Annotated in this window: 15 protein-coding genes; 10 read left to right on the forward strand and 5 right to left on the reverse strand. The window is 71.3% G+C overall.

Annotated elements, in window-relative coordinates; translation table 11 throughout:
• Nucleotides 1–4: 4 nt before the first annotated feature.
• Nucleotides 5–1936 carry a 1-deoxy-D-xylulose-5-phosphate synthase gene (gene dxs / locus O2L52_RS11420; protein WP_270115531.1) on the reverse strand — a complete coding sequence of 644 codons (1932 nt, stop codon included), beginning with the start codon at nt 1934–1936 and terminating at the stop codon, nt 5–7.
• A 294-nt stretch (nt 1937–2230) separates the two neighbouring features.
• On the opposite strand from dxs, the gene O2L52_RS11425 reads away from it, so the two are divergent.
• The 6 genes from O2L52_RS11425 to O2L52_RS11450 all read left to right on the forward strand — a co-directional run bounded on the left by O2L52_RS11425 (nt 2231) and on the right by O2L52_RS11450 (nt 10095).
• Complete coding sequence (locus O2L52_RS11425) at nt 2231–3130, forward strand: amidohydrolase family protein (RefSeq protein WP_270115532.1); 900 nt, start codon at nt 2231–2233, stop codon at nt 3128–3130.
• 273 nt (nt 3131–3403) lie between these two features.
• Entirely contained in the window at nt 3404–4498 is a 1095-nt protein-coding gene (locus tag O2L52_RS11430; protein ID WP_270115533.1) for a quaternary amine ABC transporter ATP-binding protein, read from the forward strand.
• Nucleotides 4495–5394, forward strand: coding sequence for an ABC transporter permease (locus O2L52_RS11435; RefSeq protein ID WP_270115535.1), 900 nt, complete (start codon nt 4495–4497; stop codon nt 5392–5394). Before O2L52_RS11430 ends, O2L52_RS11435 begins: the two co-directional genes overlap by 4 nt.
• 49 nt (nt 5395–5443) lie before the next feature.
• The gene (locus O2L52_RS11440) at nt 5444–6355 is read left to right on the forward strand and encodes a glycine betaine ABC transporter substrate-binding protein (RefSeq protein ID WP_270115536.1); all 912 of its coding nucleotides are present in this window, start codon (nt 5444–5446) and stop codon (nt 6353–6355) included.
• 382 nt (nt 6356–6737) lie between these two features.
• A complete protein-coding gene (locus tag O2L52_RS11445; protein WP_270115537.1) occupies nt 6738–8021 on the forward strand; it encodes an alginate lyase family protein in 1284 nt (427 codons plus the stop codon).
• Nucleotides 8022–8946: 925 nt separating this feature from the next.
• The gene (locus O2L52_RS11450; protein WP_270115838.1) at nt 8947–10095 is read left to right on the forward strand and encodes a DUF5685 family protein; all 1149 of its coding nucleotides are present in this window, start codon (nt 8947–8949) and stop codon (nt 10093–10095) included.
• Nucleotides 10096–10380: 285 nt separating this feature from the next.
• Here the strand turns inward: O2L52_RS11450 and O2L52_RS11455 are convergent, their stop codons facing one another.
• From O2L52_RS11455 to O2L52_RS11470, 4 genes are all read right to left on the reverse strand, one after another.
• Nucleotides 10381–11223: a cation:proton antiporter family protein gene (locus O2L52_RS11455; protein WP_270115538.1), complete on the reverse strand. Its 843-nt coding sequence runs from the start codon at nt 11221–11223 to the stop codon at nt 10381–10383.
• 72 nt (nt 11224–11295) lie between these two features.
• On the reverse strand, nt 11296–12477 hold the full coding sequence (locus O2L52_RS11460) for a class I SAM-dependent RNA methyltransferase (protein WP_270115539.1): 1182 nt from the start codon (nt 12475–12477) through the stop codon (nt 11296–11298).
• A gap of 337 nt (nt 12478–12814) precedes the next feature.
• A complete protein-coding gene (locus O2L52_RS11465) occupies nt 12815–14788 on the reverse strand; it encodes an APC family permease (RefSeq protein ID WP_270115541.1) in 1974 nt (657 codons plus the stop codon).
• Nucleotides 14789–14869: 81 nt separating this feature from the next.
• On the reverse strand, nt 14870–15904 hold the full coding sequence (locus O2L52_RS11470) for a S66 peptidase family protein (protein WP_270115544.1): 1035 nt from the start codon (nt 15902–15904) through the stop codon (nt 14870–14872).
• A 170-nt stretch (nt 15905–16074) separates the two neighbouring features.
• Between O2L52_RS11470 and O2L52_RS11475 the strand changes: the two genes are divergently transcribed.
• From O2L52_RS11475 to O2L52_RS11490, 4 genes are all read left to right on the forward strand, one after another.
• Nucleotides 16075–16743 (forward strand): potassium channel family protein, encoded by a 669-nt coding sequence (locus O2L52_RS11475; protein ID WP_270115546.1) that lies wholly within the window; start codon nt 16075–16077, stop codon nt 16741–16743.
• Entirely contained in the window at nt 16740–17405 is a 666-nt protein-coding gene (locus tag O2L52_RS11480) for a potassium channel family protein (RefSeq protein ID WP_270115548.1), read from the forward strand. The genes O2L52_RS11475 and O2L52_RS11480 overlap by 4 nt, the downstream gene beginning before the upstream one ends.
• Before the next feature lie 112 nt (nt 17406–17517).
• Nucleotides 17518–18588, forward strand: coding sequence for a lytic polysaccharide monooxygenase (locus O2L52_RS11485; RefSeq protein WP_270115551.1), 1071 nt, complete (start codon nt 17518–17520; stop codon nt 18586–18588).
• 165 nt (nt 18589–18753) lie between these two features.
• Complete coding sequence (locus O2L52_RS11490) at nt 18754–19899, forward strand: lytic polysaccharide monooxygenase auxiliary activity family 9 protein (RefSeq protein WP_270115552.1); 1146 nt, start codon at nt 18754–18756, stop codon at nt 19897–19899.
• Nucleotides 19900–19910: the final 11 nt, after the last annotated feature.

Below are 19910 nucleotides of genomic sequence, written 5' to 3' on the forward strand. Positions count from 1 at the left end.
GGTGCTAGTGGTGGTGGTGGTGCCCTTCGTCTTCACCGCGGCGGTGGACCTCGGCCGCGAGGCGCTCGGCGATCACCGTCGGGGTCAGGCCGAGGTCGGCGAGGAGCTGCGCGCGGGTGCCGTGCTGGTGCCAGCCGCGCTCGACGGCGAAGTCCACGAGCGGCGTCTCGTCCCCCGAGTCGCGCAGCGACTGCGCGAGCGCGTCGCCGAAGCCACCGGTGCGGATGCCGTCCTCCAGCGTCGCCACCAGCGGGTACTGGCCCGCGAGCTTCACGAGCGCGTCGGGCACCGGCGAGATCCAGCGCGGGTCCACGACCGTGGCGCGGATCCCTTGCTCCGCAAGCAGTCCGGCGACCTCCAGCGCGGTGGCCGCGAACGAGCCGCAGGCGACGATGAGCAGCTCGTCGTCCTCGTGCTTGACGAGCAGGTCGAGTCCTTCGTGGACTTCGACCGCCTCGATGTCGTCCTCGGGGATGGCCCCCGTGGGGAAGCGCAGCATCGTCGGGCCGTCGTCGACCGAGAGCGCCTCGGCGAACTCCTCGCGCAGCGACGCCGCGTCGCGCGGCGCGGCGATGCGCAGGCCCGGCACCACGCGGAAGATCGAGGTGTCCCAGATGCCGTAGTGGCTCGGCCCGTCCGGGCCGGTGATCCCGGCGCGGTCGAGCACGAACGTCACCGGCAGCTTGTGCATGGCGACGTCGAGCACGGTCTGGTCGAACGCGCGGTTCATGAACGTGGAGTAGACCGCCACGACCGGGTGCATGCCGTTCATCGCCAGGCCCGCAGCGGAAGTGACCGCGTGCTGCTCGGCGATGCCGACGTCGAAGACCCGCTCGGGGTGGCGCTTCATGAGCTTGTCGACACCGGTGGGGCCGGGCATCGCGGCGGTGATCGCCACGACCTCGGGCCGCAGGTTCGCCTGCGCCACCAGCTCGTCGGCGAACACGCCGGTCCAGCGGCGCTTGGAGGCGTTGAGCGGCTCGCCGGTGATCGGGTCGAACGCGGCCGAGGGCGCGTGCATCTGCTCGGCCTCGTCGGCGCGGGCGGGGGCCCAACCCTGGCCCTTCTGGGTGAGGGCGTGGACGATCACGGGCCCGCCGAAGCGCTTGGCCCGGTCGAGGGCCTCGGTGAGCTCGGCGAGGTCGTGGCCGTCGACGGGCCCCACGTACTTGATGCCGAGGTCAGAGAACATGCCCTGCGGCGCAAGAGCGTCCTTGAGGCCGGTCTTGGCGGCGTGGAGGCCCTGGAAGGCGGCGCGGCCGAACACGGGGATGCGCTCGACGACCTCCTGGATCTTCTTCAGCGTCGGCTCGTAGCCGGGGTTGAGCCGCAGGCCGGCGAGGCGCTTGGCGAGGCCGCCGACGGTCGGCGCGTAGGAGCGGCCGTTGTCGTTGACGACGATCACGAGCTTGAGGTCGTCGCGGGCGGCGATGTTGTTGAGCGCCTCCCAGCACATGCCGCCGGTGAGCGCGCCGTCGCCGACGAGGGCCACCACGTGGCGGTCGGAACCGGTGAGCGCGTGGGCCTTCGCGAGGCCGTCGGCGTACGAGAGGGAGGTCGAGGCGTGCGAGTTCTCGACGAGGTCGTGCGGGGACTCGGCCTGGCTCGGGTAGCCGGTGAGGCCGCCGCGCCCGCGCAGGCCGTCGAACTTCCCGGCGCGGCCCGTCAGTGCCTTGTGGACGTACGACTGGTGGCCGGTGTCGAAGACGATCTGGTCGTGCGGGGAGTCGAAGACCCGGTGGATCGCCATCGTCAGCTCGACGACGCCGAGGTTGGGGCCGATGTGGCCGCCGGTCCTGGCGACCGCGGCGATGAGGAATTCGCGGAGCTCCTCGGCGAGCTGCGGGAGCTCGTCCTCGCCCAGCGACTTGAAATCGGCCAGCCTGCCGATGCCGGACAGCAGCGGGCCCATCTCGCCCTCGAGGTGCGTACTCATAAGGGGGAAGTCTATCGGTGGCGCGGTGCGGGCGGTAGCTGCGCGACTGCGGCTGGGACCTGTCTCATGGGCGCGCACCGGGGGTGATCCGGGCGGCAGGGAGGGGGAAGCGGCATCACGGTTCGCGCGATCGGACGTGACGGATGCGCCCGGCGTTCGATCCCGGTCGCGTGCACGGGAAATTCATCCGGAAGAGGGACAGGAGGCCCGACTGTCGGAAAGCAGTCACTCCCCGAAAGGGACACGCCGGGGTAAAACCGGTCCGGGTCGTGATCTAAATGTGATCATCCCAACATGGATCTCATCGACCTGCACCAGAACACGGAATGGCCCGCGCGCCTCGACCAGGTGTTGAGCTCCTCCCCGGTGGACTGGGCCGACCGGCGCGAGAGCGTCCAGACCGCGGCCCCGCCCGGTCTGGCGCGGCTCCAGCGCATGTCGGCCGTCCCGCGGTTCGACCTCGACGCGGTGGCCCCGGAGGTCTACGAGGGCATCCTGGAGGACGCGCTCGTCGCGGCCGCGCGCGGCGGCGCGGTCTACACCGAGCTGCGGCTGCCGCAGGAGTCGGTGGTCTACCCGCAGTTCATGGAGCGGTTCGCGGCGGCGCGCGAACGTGTGTCGGCGGCGTTCCCGGGCTTCGCGGCGGGCGCGGTGCTGAGCATGAACCTGTGGGACCCGATGCTGCGGGAGCTGTGCGACGCGTTCGGGGACGCGGCCGCGGCGGGCCTGGCGGGCATCGAGATCATCTACGTTCCCTATGCGGCCGAAGCGGACTGGACGCGCGGGCGGATCGTGGCCGAGGCGGCGGGCGCGGCCGGCCTGGGCGTGACGGTGCCGGCGGGGGCGTTCAACGCCTCGAACCTGGCCTCGCTGGCGGAGATCGAGCAGATCGGGCGGATCGGGCACGCCGTGGGCGCGGCGACCGACCCGGGGATCATGCGGCTGCTGGCCGAACGCGGTGTGACCGTGGAGGTGTGCCTGACCTCGGCGGTGATCCTGGGCATGGTGCCGAAGCTCGAGGACCACCCGCTGCCGCGGTTCATGGAGGCGGGCATGGCGGTCGTGCTGGGCACCGATTCGCCGATGCGGATGGGCACCAGCATCGCGGGCGAGTACGAGAAGGCTCGGGCGCTCGGGCTGAGCGAGACGGACCTGGCGGTCATGACGGCGCGGGCGAGGGCGGCCCGGCTCTGAGCCGACCGCCTTCGGAGCACGGCGTCGAATGATCACGAATAGGCCTCAGCTTGGTCTCCGACGGGCGTCAATTCTGCAGAACGTCAGATTGTAGACAATCAAACCAGCCTTCATTTGACATCCTTTATCGAGTCGTTGAGCTGCGAAAACGCGGCGAGTCAACGTCCCGTGTCGGCCTTCTCACGCACTGCTCGGGTTGAAAAAACACAGGTGTTGACTAGTGTTTCACCGGTTCCCGCCCCCAACCGGAACCCCCTGCTGCGAAAGGACGAGATGTCAGCGATAGCAGTTGATTCCCTGTACAAGGTCTTCGGCAAAGGCGCCCGAAGCGCCGTCGCCCAGCTGAAGAGCGGCACCCCGCGCGACCAGCTGACCGCCAAGAGCGTCACCGCCGCGGTCATCGACCACAACTGGTCGATCGAGCCCGGCGAGATCTTCGTCGTCATGGGCCTCTCCGGCTCCGGCAAGTCGACGCTCATCCGGATGCTCAACGGGCTCATCAAGCCCACGTCCGGCACCATCCGCATCGGCGGCGTCGAGCTCGGCTCGCTCTCGAACCGGGAGCTGCGCCGGCTCCGCCGCGAGAAGATCAGCATGGTCTTCCAGCACTTCGCGCTGCTCCCCCACCGCACCGTCGTCGAGAACGTCGCGTTCGGCCTGGAGATCAAGGGCATGGGCAAGCCCGAGCGACTGGAGCGCGCGAGGGAGGCCGTCCTGCTCGCCGGCCTCGCCGGCCACGAGGACAAGCTCCCCGCCCAGCTCTCCGGCGGCATGAAGCAGCGCGTCGGCCTCGCCCGCGCGCTCGCGGCCGACACCGAGATCCTGCTCATGGACGAGGCGTTCAGCGCCCTGGACCCGCTCATCCGCCAGGAGATGCAGGACCAGCTGCTCGACCTGCAGTCCAAGCTCGGCAAGACCATCGTGTTCATCACCCACGACCTCAACGAGGCCATGCGGATCGGCGACCGGATCGCCATCTGCGACGGCGAGGTCAAGCAGCTGGGCACCGCCGAGGACATCCTCATGCACCCGGCCGACGAGTACGTCGCCGACTTCACCGCCGACGTGGACCGCACCCGCGTGCTCACCGCCGAGGCCGTCATGGAGCCGTGCGGGACCCGGGACACCAGCGCGTTCACCACAGTGGAGTCGGACGTGCCCGTGAACGAGCTGTACGAGCCGGTCCTGAACTCCAAGGCCCCCTTGCTGGTCGTGGACGACAACGCCGACCCGCTCGGGGTCGTCACGCCGCGGTCCATCATCAAGTCGCTGTCGCACGACGCTGTTGCCGACCCCGCCTCCGATGCTGCCGCAGGCGCCGCACCCGAACCCGGCACCGCGACCGAAGAGGAGCGCCAGCCCGCATGATCGACTACCTCCGCAACTGGCTCTGGACGTACATCTGGAAGCCGCTGCCCGACATGCCGTTCGGCGACTGGATGGAGTCGTTCATCCGCTGGGCGAGGGACGCCTGGGCCGCCGGGTTCGACGCCGTCGACACCGGGCTCGAGTTCCTGTACCTGCACCTCGCGGACGGGCTGCTCTGGCTCCCTTCGGGAGTGATGGTGCTCCTCTTCGCCGCCCTGGCGTGGGCCGCGAAGGGCTGGAAGCTCGGCTTGGGCATCGGCCTGGGCATGTTCGTCGTCGCGTGGACCCCGTACTGGGAGGAGACGATGCAGACCCTATCGATGGTCCTCGTCTCCGCCGCCATCGCGATCCTCCTGGCGATCCCGCTGGGCATCGCCGCCGCCGAGAGCAAGGCGGTCTCGGCGATCGCGCGGCCGGTGCTCGACTTCATGCAGACGCTGCCGGCGTTCGTGTACCTCATCCCGGTCGTGATGCTGTTCAGTGTCGGCGTGGTGCCCGGAATCATCGCGACGATCATCTTCGCGATGCCGCCCGGCGTGCGCCTCACCGAACTCGGCCTGCGCCAGGTGGACGGCGAGGTCGTGGAGGCCGGGCAGGCCTTCGGGGCCTCCCCCGCGCGCATCCTCGCGCGCATCAAACTGCCGCTGGCACTGCCCACGATCATGGCCGGGCTCAACCAGGTCATCATGCTCGCACTGTCCATGGTGGTCATCGCGGGCCTGGTGGGCGGCGGCGGCCTCGGCTCGGTCATCTCCGGGTCCCTGGGCCGCTTGGACATCGCCGCCGGCTTCAACGCCGGCCTGGCCGTGGTGCTCCTGGCGATCCTGCTCGACCGCGTGACGCAGGGCCTGTCCGACCGCACGCCGGTCGCGCGGGCCGCGAAACTCGCCCGATAGACCCCGAACACACCCAAGGCGCGCGCCCCCGCGCCGGAGAGAAGGAACCATGCAACGACGTTCGATCATTAAGGGCGCCATCGCCACCGGCGCCGTCGTCCCGCTGACCCTCGCGGGCTGTTCCGTTGAAGAGGAGCCCGGCGAGGCCTCGGCCGAGGGCGTCGACTTCGGCCTGCCCAAGGGCGAGGGCGAGATCAAGATCGGCTACATCAACTGGGACGAGGCGGTCGTCGCCACCGAGCTGTGGCGCCAGGCGCTCACCGCCTCGGGCTACACCGTGACCGCCCAGGAGTTCACCGAGGTCGGGCCCCTGTTCGAGGGCCTGTCCTCGGGCGACCTGGACGTGTTCCTCGACGGCTGGCTGCCGATCACGCACCAGACGTACATGGAGACCTACGGCGACCAGCTCGAGCAGCTGGGCACCTGGAACGAAAACGCGGCGCTCACCGTCGCCGTTCCGGCCTATGTGGACGTCGAGTCGCTGGCCGACCTCAACGCGAACGCGGATCTCTTCGGCGGCAGGATCGTCGGCATCGAGGCCAGCGCGGGTCTGACCGAGGCGGTGCAGAACAGCGCGATTCCCACGTACGGGATCTCGGACCTGACGCTGGAGACCTCGTCGACCACGGCGATGCTGACCGAGCTCGACAGCGCGATCGCGGCCGAGGAGCCGATCGTGGTGACGCTGTGGCAGCCGCACTGGGCGTATGCGAAGTACGACCTGAAGAACCTGGCGGACCCCGAGGTGACGCTGGGCGAGGCCGAGACGATCAACACGTTGGCGCGCTTGGGCTTCAGCGAGGAGTTCGCCGATGTGGCGGCGGCGCTGGGCACGTTCGCGATGAGCGACGAGCAGTTGGCGGGCCTGGAGAACACGGTGTTCTCGGAGCACGAGGGCGACGTGCAGGCGGGCGTGACCGCTTGGCTGCAGGACAACGCGTTCTCGGACCTCGTCGCTTAGCGACACGAAGCCACCCCCTGCGGACCGCGCAGGGCGCGGGTCGGTGCCGGGGCTCGTCGCCCCGCGGCAGGAACGAGGACTCAGCCGACCTCCAGTGCCGCCCTCCGCCCGTGCGCGTCGGGCCGCCGCCCCCACAGGCGGCGGTCCTGGTGCGGGACCGGTTTCCGGTCCCGCACCGTTCGCTTTTCTTGTTGCCGTAGCGCTTTGCGATTGTCCGATGACGTAGGAAAATCTGGAAACATGCGCTTTGGTATTGAAGTTTGTTTATACCGGATTTAGACTGGCCAGCAGCGGGAGTGCTCCCCGGCACTTCCCGCCGAACACCGCGGTGGCATTCCCCGGCATCGCACACCGCATGGCGCATCGGAGCACCATGTACACAATGGACGACAACACGGCCGCGTCGGGCTCGACCCTGAAGCGGCGGCGCCTCATCAAGGGCGCGATCGCCGCGGGCGGCCTCGCCGCCGCCGGAGCCGGCGGGCTCGGCATCGCCGCGGCGGCCCAGGAGGACCAGGCCACCGCGCAGGCCGCCCACCCCGGCCTGCTGCACACCCAGGCCGACTTCGACCGCATGAAGGCCAAGGTCGACGCGGGTCTGGAGCCGTGGGTCTCGGGCTGGAACCGGCTCACCGCCAACGGGCACTCGCAGTCCACTTGGGCCGCAAGGCCGACCGCCGTGATCATCCGCGGCGGCGACGGGCAGAACTACCCGCAGCTCTACAACGACATCCACGCCGCCTACCAGAACGCGCTGCGCTGGAAGGTCTCCGGCGTCACCGCCCACCGCGACAAGGCCGTCGAGATCCTCAACGGCTGGTCGAGCACGCTGCAGGAGGTCACCGGCAACGCCGACCGCTTCCTCGCGGCCGGGATCTACGGCTACCAGTTCTGCGCGGCGGCCGACATCGTGCGCGGCGCGCCGGGGTTCGACCTCGGCCGGTTCCAGGACATGATGACGGCGATCTTCCTGCCGATGAACGAATCGTTCCTCACCAACCACAACGACGCGTGCATCACGAACTACTGGGCGAACTGGGACCTGTGCAACATGGCGAGCAAGCTCGCCATCGGGCTCATCTGCGACGACGCCGCCATCACCGACCAGGCGATCGACTACTTCTGGAACGGTGAGGGCAACGGCTCGATCGGGAACGCGATCCCGTTCGTCCACGGCGGCGGGCTCGCGCAGTGGCAGGAGTCCGGGCGCGACCAGGGGCACTCGATCATGGGGATCGGCCTCATGGCGTCCATCATGGAGATGGCCTGGAACCAGGGCGTGGACCTCTACGGCGCCAACGACAACGCGTTCGCGAAGGCGGCCGAGTACGTGGCGCGCTACAACGCCGGGCACGACGACCTGCCGTTCACCAAGTACTCGTGGGGCACGGGCCAGAACTGCGCGTACCGGGAGCACACGGTGATGGGCGCCGGCGGGCGCGGGCAGGCGCGGCCGGTGTGGGAGATGGTGTTCCACCACTACACGTCGCGCCGGGGCTTCGCGCTGCCGAACGTCAGCGCCCTCGCGGGGACCAACAGCCCCGAAGGCGGCGGCGGTGACTACGGCACCACCTCCGGCGGGTTCGACACCCTCGGCTTCGGGACGCTCGCCCACGTGCGCCTCACGTGGGACGAGATCCCGGACAACCTGAAACCGCTCGGCTGAGCGCAGCGGTGACCGCGAGCGCCGGGGGCGCCCCCGGGGGGGGGGGGCGGGGGGGGCGGGCCCGGGGGGGGGGGGGGGGCCCCCGCGCCCCGCGCACACCCTCACCCGCGGCGCGGGCCCCGCGGGCCCCCCGGCCGCCCCCCCCCCCCCCCGGGGGGGGGCCCCCGGCGCTCGCGCGCAAGTGCGCTGCGGTGGAGCACACGATCCCGTCGCGCACGCGTCGCGCGCCTTCCGCAGAAGCGACTGCGCCGCGAAGCAGGGCTGCCGGGCACGCGCGCTGCGGCGGGGCGCCGCTCACGATCGCGTCGTGCACGCGTCGCGGGCCTTCCGCAGCTGCGACGCGAAGTCGCCTGGGACACGCCCACTCTTGCGGCTGCCACCCGCTACTCGGTGATCAACCCCGACGACCGCACAGTAAGACCGCCAAGCGGGGTCCGGGCGCTGCGCACGCGCCCTACGGGAAAGTCACCGGGTAACGACCACGCCGTTCGCGCAACCGCCGGGCGCCTCCGCGGAGATCCCCTCCCGACAGGCGTTTCGCGAACACGCCGTCACGCTTCCGCGGGGGCCTCGCGCCGCGAAGGCTCCTCGCGAACGCGTGCCGCCGCCCGAAATCCTATAGGATATATCCTATGGGATTTCGGGCTCGGGGTGCGAAACGCGCGTCCGATTCATGCGAAAGTGCTAATATGTGGGTGCGCTTTGCGAGCCGCCCCCCTCGCCGAGCGCCTTAATCCCTGCACGCCTCCCACGCGCGACCGCCGAACCCGCGCTCGGCGGTCGCGTCGCGTCCTCCACCGGGGCCCGCCGTACCCCACGGCGTTGCGTCCCACCGCTACCATCTGCGAAGACCCGCCCCCAACGGCAGGCCGCCGCGCTCCATCCCCCGGCCGGCCGTCGAGCGCTAGGAGACCACTTGTTCGGCATGCTCGCGCCCTGCCCGTCCCGCACCCCCGAAGACCTGAAACCCCGCTGGATGGGGCATTTCTGCGGCCTCTGCCTCGAACTGCGCGACGACGCGGGCCACTTCGCGCGGCTCACCACCAACTACGACGCCCTTGCCCTCTCCGTGCTCGTCGAAGCCCAGCAGGGCGACGACGCCGACAGCCGCAATGCCGGCCCCTGCGCCCTGCGCGGCATGCGCCGCCAGCGCATCGCCACCGGAGGCGGCCCCCGCCTCGCCGCCACCGCCTCGCTGCTGCTCGCCTCGGCGAAGATCCGCGACCACGTGGACGACGGCGACGGCTTCGCCGCGAAGCCGGGCGCGCGCGGCATCGCAGGCCTCACCGCAGACCGACTGCGCGCCAAGGCGTCCGCCATCGGCGACTCGATCGAACTCGACACCGCGCCGCTCTTCGCCATGATCGAGGCCCAGCGCGGCATCGAGGCCGGCACCGGGCCGGGCACGCCGCTCACGGCCGTCACCGCGCCGACGGAGGCGGCCACCGCCGAGCTGTTCGCGCACGCGGCCTTCATCGGCGGGCGCCCGGAGAACGCTGAGGCGTTCCGCACCGCCGGGGCGGCGTTCGGCCGCCTCGCGCACCTGCTCGATGCCGCGGACGACTTCGAGGAGGACGCCGAGCGCGGAGCGTGGAACCCGCTGGCCGCCACCGGTTCCGGTATCGAGGATGCGCGGCTGCTGGCGAAGGGCGCGCTGGCCGACATGAAGCGCGCCTTGGACTCGGCCGTGATCGTCGACGCGACGCTGACCGAGCTGCTGCTGGACCGCTATGCGCGCCATGCGTTCACGAAGACGTTCGGGGCGACCTGCTCGACGCACCAGACGCACCAGACCGCGGAGCGGCGCGGGTACCGCGAGCGGCGCGACTACCGCCGCGACCGCCGCTACGACCGCCGCAGCCGCTACGACCACGGCCACTACCGCCCCGAGCCGCGGAACTTCTTCGCGGGCCTGTGCGCGTTCACCGTGCTGTGCTGCACCTGTCAGATGTGCTGCCGGAAGGAGTACGAGGGTCCGTGGTCGCGCCGCCGCCGCGAGGGCTGCTGCCGCGACTGCGACGCCTGCGACTGCTGCCCCTGCGACGGCGACTGCTGCGGGTGCGGCTGCGACTAGAGACGCGATCGTCCTCATCGCCGAGGTCGGTCCGGGCGATCGCCCGGACTGCCTCCGGTGTCGGCATCGGCTCGCCGCCGCGTTGCTGCTCTACCGCCGCAAGGTCCAGGTGGCCGGTGGGTCGAGACGCTGCGGGTCGGTGGCCGATACCGTTCGCTCGCAATGCGATCGGCGGCCCTCGGGTTTCGCCGATCGCGGCGGGGCTTCCGCATGCCGGAGTCGCGTACCGAGACGGCGTTCGTAGCGAACCAATGGCGGTGGCGGGGCTGCTCGCTCCCCGCTGCGCTACTGCGGGGGCTGGGGCCAGCCCTGGGGCGCGGTCGGGCCGTGCGAGGGCGGCGGCTGAAGCGGCGGGCGGTACGCGCCGGTCGCGGGAGGCGGGGCAACCGGTCCAGGCGCGGGCGGGGGCGACACGGGCGGGCCTGCAGTCGGCGGCACGGCGGCGTCCCTCCACTGGGGAGGCGGCGGCTGGTAGCCGGGGAACACGTGGTCGTCGGCGGCGGCGGGTCGCTGCTCGGCGGCCTTGGCGGACTGGTTGCCGGGGGTGTCGCGGAGCCATGCGCCCACCGGCTTGGTGAAGATCAGGCCGAGCACGCCGAGGACAGCGAGGATCTGCACGAGTGCGAAGGGCACTTTGAGCGCACCGATGAGGCCGAACAGCGCGACGAGCCCGAGGAAGCCGAGTCCGATGTAGAACACGGTGCGCGGGTTCTCGAGGCCGAAGCGGCCCAGGCGTTCCCGGGCGACCGCCCAGATGAGCACCAGGGTTGCCGCGGCGACGAGCACGCCGAACACGAGGTTGAGCACGAGGCCCGCACCCGAGCCGAGGAACCCGGCCATCACGGCCGAGAAGCCGAGCGAGATCAGCATGAGCAGCACGGCGGCGGCCAGGTAGATCCACAGCAGCTGCAGGATCCACGTGACCTGCTTCAGGCGGCCCTCCATCGGCAGGACGCCCCAGCGCTGCCAGAACGTGGGCGCGGGCGGCAGCACCGGCCCGGTCGGCTGACCGGGCGTGAAGGCCCCGTAAGGGTCGTGCGGCCGGTACTGGAACGACGGCGAGCCGGCTCCGCTCTGCTGTGGATTCGGCTCGCTCGCGGGCCCGGTTGCGTAGGGGGGGTTGGTCATCGATCGGCTCCGAGGACTGGGGCGGTTGCGGGAACCAAGTTATCGCAACACCGGCGGTGACGCGGCCCCCGGTCAGTAGTCGACGAGTTCGAACAGTGCGATCGTCTCGAAGTGCTGCGTCATCGGGAACGCGTCGAAGGCCCGGATCCGGGTGATCTCATACCCCTCGATCGCGAGGTCCTTGGCGTCGCGGGCCAGCGCGCCGGCGTCGCAGGCGATGTAGCAGATCGCGCGCGGGCGCGCCTCGCCCAGGGCCACGACCACTTCGGGTCCGGCGCCGCTGCGCGGCGGGTCGAGCACGACCAGGTCGACCGAGCCGAGGTTGGGCGTGATCGAGGCGACGTCGTCTTCGATGGCACCGGCGTTCTTCCAGGCGCTGAGGTTCGGGGCGGTGCGGGAGGACCGCGCGTTCTCAACGGCCACAACGCGTCCGGTTTCCCCGACGGCTTCGGCGAGCCCGGCGGCGAAGATGCCGGCGCCGGCGTACAGGTCCCAGGCGGACTCGCCCTCCTGCGGGTTCAGGAATTCGAGGGCGCAGGCGAGGAACGCGGGGGCGGCGGCCGGGTGGACCTGCCAGAACCCGTCGAAGTCGATCGCGTACTGGTTGCCGCCGACGGTCTGGTGCACGAGCTTGGGGCCGCTCTTGTGGTGCGGGCGGGCGGTGCGCCGCAGCTGCGTGTAGACGCCGAGCTCCTCGTCCTGGGAGTCGACGACGCCCACGGCGCCCATGCCGTCCCAGGTCTTGGTGAGGAGGTCGGACTCCTGGATCCGCTCGGTGGCGATGATGCACCGGTCGATGTGCACGAGGTCGTGCGACTTGTGGACGCGCAGGCCGGGCCTGCCGTCCTCGTCCACGGCGTACTGCATGCGGGTGCGCCAGCCGAGCGCGCCCTCGTCCCAGGGCAGCTCCTCGACCTCGACGCCCTCGAGCTTGGCGGGGTCGACGCCGCCGATGCGGGTGAGCTGGTCGTACAGGACCTTCGCCTTGAGCCGGCGCTGGGCCTCGGGCTTGGCGTGCTGGAAGTCGCAGCCGCCGCACTTGCCGGGGCCGGCGTAGGGGCAGGGGGGCTCGACGCGGTCGGGCGAGGCCTCGATGATCTCCACGGCGTCGGCGAAGGCGAACTTCTTCTTGCGCTCGTTCACCTCGATGCGGACGGTCTCGCCGGGCAGGGCGTGCCGCACGAAGTAGACCTCGCCTTCGACGCGGGCCACGCAGTGGCCTCCGGCGGCGACGTCCCCAACGGTGACGATCATCGTCCTCATCCCCCTGCTCAGTGCTTCGGCGGCCCGGACCGGGCCGCACGCCAGGGGACAGGGGTTCGCGGCGGGCCGGGGCGGCCCGGCGGCGGCGCGAGTCACTGCTTACGTCGCGCGCCCCCCACCCCCGCGCCCCCCCCCCCCCCCCCCCCCCCGGGGGGGGGGCCCCCCGCCCCCCCCCCCCCCCCCCACGCCAGGGTACAGGGGTTCGCGGCGGGCCGGGACGGCCCTGCGGCGGCGCGAGTCACTGCTTACGTCGCCATTCGCCGCTGCGCCGTCGTCGGCGGCGCCGTTCGGGGCCGCGCCGTTTACGACCGTGCCGTCTACGACCGCGTCATTTGTGCACCCGGCGCAGCGGCGGCGGCTCGGTGCTCTCGCCGAGGATCCACGGCACGATGCAGACCATGACGCCCGGCTCGTACTTGAGCTGGCGGCGGATCGCCTTCGTGGTCTGGTTGTGGAGCAGGTTCGTGGACCAGTTGAAGTAGCCGCGCGAGAGCCGCCCGGGCTGCGGGCCCTGCCCGACCACGTACTCGGGCAGGTAGACCGTGACGACGTCGCGCGGGGCGTCGCGGCGCTGGGCCTTCACGTAGTCGACGATCGGGCCCGTGATCTCGCGGTACGGGGAGTCGACCACGGTCAGGGAGACCTTGATGCCGCGCCGCTCCCACTCGGCCAGGAGCTGGCGCGAGGCGGCGGCGTCGACGTTCACCGAGAGGCCGGTGAGCGTGTCGGGCCGGGTCGCCTTGGCGTACGAGAGCATCCGCATGAGCGGCAGGTTGACGCTCGAGACGAGCACGATCGCGTGGCTGCGCGCGGGCAGGCGCGGCTTGCCCTGCGGCAGCTCGATCTCCTCGCGAACGGCCGTGTAGTGCTGCGCGATGAAGCGCATGAGCAGGTAGCAGCCGCCGATGATGAGCACGGCGATCCAGCCGCCGCGCCGGTAGTCGGTGAGCGCCACGATCACGAGCACGACCGCGCACGCCAGCGCGGCGAGCAAGGCCGTGGCGAGGGCGCGGCGGGCCCGGGAGCGGCGGGCCTGGTCGCGTTCGACGCCGAGGACGCGCCGCCAGTGGCGGACCATCGCGGCGTTCGCGAGGACCATCGAGAGGAACACCCCGACGATGTACAGGCCCATGAGCTCGAAGGTGCGGCCGCCGAAGAGGACGACCAGGAGTGCGGCGGCCACGGCGAGGATGAGGATGCCGTTGGAGTAGACGAGCCGGTCGCCGCGCTTGTGGAGCTGCCGGGGCAGGAGCGAGTCCTCGGCGAAGACCGAGGCGAGCTGCGGGAAGCCGACGAACGCGGTGTTCGCGGCGAGGAGGAGGACCCCGGCGGTGGCGAGCATGATCGGGGTGGCGGCGGCGGGCGAGGCGTTGAAGACGGTGTCGGCGAGCTGGGCGAGCAGCGGGTGCTGGAGGTACCCGGCCGCGCCCGGTCCGGTGGAGGACTGGGCGCCGACGAGGTAGGCGAGGACGACGACGCCGGTGAAGAGCGCGAGGGTGGCGCCGCCGACTGCGGTGATCGCGGCGGCGGCGTTGCGCCCGCGCGGGGGCCGGAAGAAGCGGACGCGGGTCGTGAACGTCTCGATGCCCGTGACGGCCACCGATCCGGCGGCAAAAGCCCTGGCGCACAGGATGAACAGGGCCGCGGAGGTCCACTCGCGGTCCTCGGCGGTGGTGGCGTCGGCGCTTGCTGCGGTGAGGTCCTCCCCCGTGCCGATGCGCACGAATCCGGCGATGAGGAGCGCGGCCACGCCGGCGACGAACGCGACCGTGACGGCGGCGGCGAAGCGGCCGGAGACGCGCAGGCCGCGCAGGTTGAACGCGGCCAGGAGCACGATCGCGCCGGCGCCGGCCCATTCGCGCCAGGGGCCGAGGCCGGGGATGAGCACGCCGAGAGCGGCGACGGCCGCCGTGGCCGAGACGGCGACGGTGAGGATGTAGTCGAGGACGAGCGCGGCCGCGGCGAGGCGGCCCGCGCCGGGCCCGAAGTTCGCCGCGACCACCCGGTAGTCGCCGCCGCCGCCCGGGTAGGCCTGCACGGTGTACCGGTAGGAGGCGATGACGACGACCATGACGGCGGCGACGGCCAGGCCGGTCCACACCGAGTACGCGTAGGCGGCCGTCCCCGCGACGCCGAGGACGAGGAACACCTGCTCGGGGGCGTACGCGAGCGAGGAGATCGGGTTGACCGCCAGCACGGGGATGGCGTACCGCTTGGACAGCGCCAGCGAGGGCGGGCGCTGGCCGGAGGCGAAGGGCTCGCCCACGAGCAGCCGCTTGAAGACGGACAAGGACCGTGTCACAACCCTGGACCTTACCGGCCGGGGCCCGTTCGCAGGACCGTCGGCCGGGACCGGTGCGCGGCGGGCCCCGGCCGGGGCGGCTCAGTCCGCTACGGCGGCTTCGATCGTCAGCGTGCCCGCGTCGGCGTCGAGCACGGCCTGCGTGCCGAGCGGCATCACGCGCGGGTCGAGGCCGTGGCCGACCTTGACGCCGCCGAGGACGGGGATGCCGAGGCCCCCGAGGCGGTTCATGAGGACCTCGCTCATCGTCCACTCTCCGGGCTTGTACTCGTCGTGCTCGTCGGGCGTGAACTGGCCGACGGCGATCCCGGCGAGGCCGTCGAGGTGCCCGGCGCGCAGGTAGCGGGTGAGCATCCCGTCGATCCGGTACCGGGCCTCGTCGGTGTCCTCGATGAAGAGGATCGCGCCGTCGGCGTCCGGCAGGTGGCTCTCGTCGGGTTCGGCGTCGAGCAGGGAGAGGTTGCCGCCGTAGAGCGGCCCCGAGGCGGTACCGGGCACGAGCACGGCGGACGTGGGTTCGAGCGGGTCGCGGGTGAGGACGACCGGGTCGGTGGTCATCAGGGCCGTGCGCAGCGACTCCGCGGTCGCGGCGGTGTTGTTGGAGGACCAGGCCATCATCGGCGAGTGCAGGCTCGCGAGTCCGGTGTGGTGGCGGGCGGCCAGGTGGAGGGCGGTGATGTCGGAGTAGCCGACGATGAGCTTCGGGTGCTTCTTCAGGCCCTTGAAGCTCACCTCGTCGATGATGCGGGTGGTCCCGTAGCCGCCGCGGGCGGTCATGACCGCCTTGGCCTCGGAGTGGTCGAGCGCGTACTGCAGGTCGGCGAGGCGGTGCTCGTCGGGTGCGGAGAGCCAGCCGTACGTGTCGAGCGCGTGCTCGGTCAGCTCGACGCGCAGCCCCCAGCCTTCGAGGATCGCGATGCCCTTCGCGACGGCCGCGGCGGTGGTGGGGCCGCCCGGGGCGGGCACGACGACGAGGTCGCCCGCTTCGAGCTTGGCGGGCTTGCGGGCCTTGGCCGCGGCGGCGGGCGCGGCCTGGGCGGTCGCGGCGACGGCGCCGGCGGCGACCGCGCCGATGAGGGCGCGGCGGGAGAGGGAGGGGCGGGGGTCGTTGCGCATGGGGCTCCTTCGAATCGTTCCTACACGCACTAGACGCTGTGGACGGTCGTTTCCACACCCCCTCGGGCGGAGTTTCCCGGTTCGCGCCCGACTCGAAGCGTCCGGCCCGGGGCGCCGCGGACGGCGCGGTATGGTCACGGGATCAATGTCGGAGCGAGAGGTGAACCCGGGTGCATGTGGTGATCATGGGCTGCGGCCGCGTCGGCTCGTCCCTGGCGCGGAGCCTGGTGGAGCGCGGGCACACCATCGGGATCATCGACCAGAACCCGAAGGCCTTCCGCCGCCTCGGCCCCGACTTCGACGAGACCACGGTCCGCGGCGTCGGCTTCGACCGCGAGGTCCTCGCGAAGGCCGGCATCAACCGGGCGGACGCGTTCGTCTCGGTCTCCTCCGGCGACAACTCGAACATCATCGCCGCGCGGGTCGCCCGCGAGAACTACGGCGTCCCCAACGTGATCGCCCGCATCTACGACCCGCAGCGCGCCAGTGTCTATGAGCGCCTTGGCATCCCGACCGTGGCAACGGTGCGGTGGACGGCCGACCGGCTGCTGCGCCACCTCCTCCCGGAGGACCAGGAGCCGCTGTGGCGCGACCCGACCGCGAGCCTGTCGATGGTCGAGATCCTCTGCGACGAGGGCTGGTACGGGACCGCGCTGACCCACCTCGAGCAGGCCACCGGCCACCGGGTCGCGTACATCACCCGCTTCGGGCGCGCGACCCTGCCGACGCCGTCGACCGTGCTGCAGGACGGCGACCAGGTGTACATGCTCGTCGCCGACGGCGACGAAGGCCGCATCCGCGAGATCGCGGGCACCGCCCCGCAGGGAGGTGCCGCATGAGGGTCGCCATCGCCGGGGCCGGGAACGTCGGCCGGTCGATCGCCGCGGAGCTGGTCGGCAACGGCCACCAAGTGCTCCTCATCGAACGCGACCCCGACTCCATGCGGCCCGAGCGGGTCCCCGAGGCCGAATGGCTGCTCGCGGACGCGTGCGAACTCGAGAACCTGCGCCAGGCGCACCTCGAGGGCTGCGACGTCGCAGTGGCCGCCACGGGCGACGACAAGGTGAACCTCGTGGTCAGCCTCCTGTCGAAGACCGAGTTCGCGGTGCCGCGCGTGGTCGCGCGCGTCAACCGCGCCGAGAACGAGTGGCTGTTCAACGAGGAGTGGGGCGTCGACGTCTCGGTCTCCAAGCCGCGGCTCCTCGCCGCGCTCGTCGAGGAGGCCGTCAGCGTCGGCGACCTGGTGCGGCTCCTGACCTTCCGCCAGTCGCAGGCGAACCTGGTCGAGATCACGCTGCCGCTGGACGCCCCGCACGTGGGCAGCCGCGTGGCCGACGTGCCGCTCCCGCACGACGTCGCGCTCGTGGCGATCATCCGCGGCCGCCGCGTCATCGCCCCCAGCGGCGACGACACGCTCGAATCCGGCGACGAGCTGGTGTTCGTGTGCAATGAGGACTCCGAAGAGGCCACCCGCTCGGTCATCCTCGGCAAGCGCCGCTGACCGCGGGCGGCAAACGGGCGCTTGCGGACTTTACCGGCGGACCCGGCTTTACAGAGGAGCCCAGTCGAGTTACATTGATGGTTATCAATTTCCTTCGATTGGGAGCGCTCTCATGTTCAAGCACACCCGACATCGCCTGCGGAAGGCGATCGTCGTCATCGCCGCGGTCGCCGCGGCAGCCGCCTCGGCGTTCGTCTTCATCCAGCCGGCAGCCAGCCACGGCACCGCCACCAGCCCGCCCTCCCGGCAGTACAGCTGCTGGGAGCGGTGGGGCGACGACCACCTCAACCCCGACATGGCCGACACCGACCCGATGTGCGCGCAGGCCTGGCAGGCCAACCCCAACACCATGTGGAACTGGAACGGCCTCCTGCGCGAGGGCCTCCAGGGCCAGCACGAGACGCGCATCCCCGACAACCAGCTCTGCTCGGGCGGGCGCGCCGAAGGCGGCCGCTACAACTCCCTCGACGCCGCCGGCGCCTGGCACACGACGCCGCTCGAGAACAACTTCACCCTGCACTACACGGACACCGCCGTCCACGGCGGCGACTACTACTGGGTGTACGTCTCCAAGCAGGGCTACGACGCGACCACGGACTCGCTCGACTGGGCCGACCTCGAACGGGTCGCCTCCACGGGCGTCTACGAGCCGGGCGAGGCCGTCGACATCCCCGTGAGCGCCCCCGGGCGCACCGGACGGCACATCGTCTACGTGGTCTGGCAGGCCAGCCACACCGACCAGGCGTTCTACTCCTGCTCGGACGTGTGGTTCGGCGAGGGCGGCCCCACCGAGGAGCCGACCGACCCGACCGGTGAGCCGACGGACGACCCGACCAGCGACGACCCGACCGAGGAGCCCACCACGGGCGGCCCCGCGGAGGGCCTCGCCTGCGCGGCCAGCGCCTCGATCAACAGCTGGAACACCGGCGCCACGGTCACCGTCACGGTGGCGAACACCGGGACCCGCACGGTCAACTCGTGGATGCTCCACTGGACGTGGGCGAACTCGGGGGTCGCGGTGAGCAACATCTGGAGCGCCTCGCACTCCACGATGGGCGGCATGCAGATGGCCGCGCCGGTCACCTACAACCAGGCGATCCCGCCGGGGGGCTCGGTGTCCTTCGGCTTCAACGTCAACGGCTCGCTGAGCACGATGCCGGCGATCGACTGCCTCCCCAGTTAGGACGCGGCAGCGCGGCCCCGGCCCTTCGGCCGGGGCCGCGTTCGCGTGTTCCGGAAGTATTCGGCGGGTCGGTCGTCGAAAATTCGGCAACCGGTGTTTACAAGGGGCTTTCCAAACAGATACATTGAAAGTTCTCAATGTTCCTATTGTTTTGGGAGCGCTTTCATGTTGCACTTCAACAGGTTCGGCGGCCACCCCGCCGACACAACGGACGGCAGGCAGCGGCGGCGGCGCCTCCGCAGCCTCATCGTCGCCATCGCCGCGATCCTCGCGGCCGGAGCCGCGGCCTTCGTCTTCGTCCAGCCCGCCGCCAGCCACGGCACGTCCATCGCCCAGCCCTCCCGCCACTACAGCTGCTGGGAGCGGTGGGGCTCGGACTTCCAGAACCCGGCGATGGAGCAGGAGGACCCGATGTGCTGGGCCGCCTGGCAGAACGACACCAACGCCATGTGGAACTGGAACGGCCTCTACCGCGAGCAAGTGGGCGGCGACCACCAAGCGGCCGTTCCCGACAACCAGCTGTGCTCCGGCGGGCGGACGGGCGGCACCCGGTACGCGCCCCTCGACGAACCGGGCGCCTGGAAGACCACGCCGGTGAACGCGAACTTCACGTTCACCAACTGGGACCAGGCGAACCACGGCGCGGACTACTACCGGATCTACGTCTCGAAGCAGGGTTACGACGCCCAGACGGACGCCCTCGACTGGGCCGACCTGGAACTGGTGAAGGACACCGGCGACATCGACCCCGGCGTCGGGCGACCGCCCGCCACCGGCGGCGGCACCCTCGTCGACATCCCCGTGAGCGCCCCCGGCCGCACCGGCCACCATGTCGTGTACATGATCTGGCAGGCCAGCCACCAGGACCAGACGTTCTACGCGTGCTCCGACGTCTGGTTCGGCCCCGGCGGGCCCACCCCGACGATCACGCCGGACGAGCCCTCCCCCACCACCGACGAGCCGACCGAACCGGACCCGACCACCGAGGTGCCGACCACGGGCGGCCCCAACGGGTACGCGTGCACCGCGACGGCCGCGGTCAACAGCTGGGGCTCGGGCGCCACGGTCACGGTGAAGGTCGCCAACACCGGGACGCAGGCCATCCACAACTGGATGCTGCACTGGCAGTGGCCGAGCGGCGTCACCGTCAGCAACAGCTGGAACGCCACCCTCTCCACCATGGGCGGCATGCAGATGGCCGCACCGGCCTCCTACAACCAAGCGATCCCGGTCGGCGGCTCCGTTGAGTTCGGACTCAACGTCGCCGGATCACTGGCGAGCGCGCCCGCGTTCGACTGCCTGCCGAGTTAAACGCGAAGGCG

It is taken from the genome of Glycomyces algeriensis, assembly GCF_027622855.1.
GTDB classification, from domain to species: domain Bacteria; phylum Actinomycetota; class Actinomycetes; order Mycobacteriales; family Micromonosporaceae; genus Glycomyces; species Glycomyces algeriensis.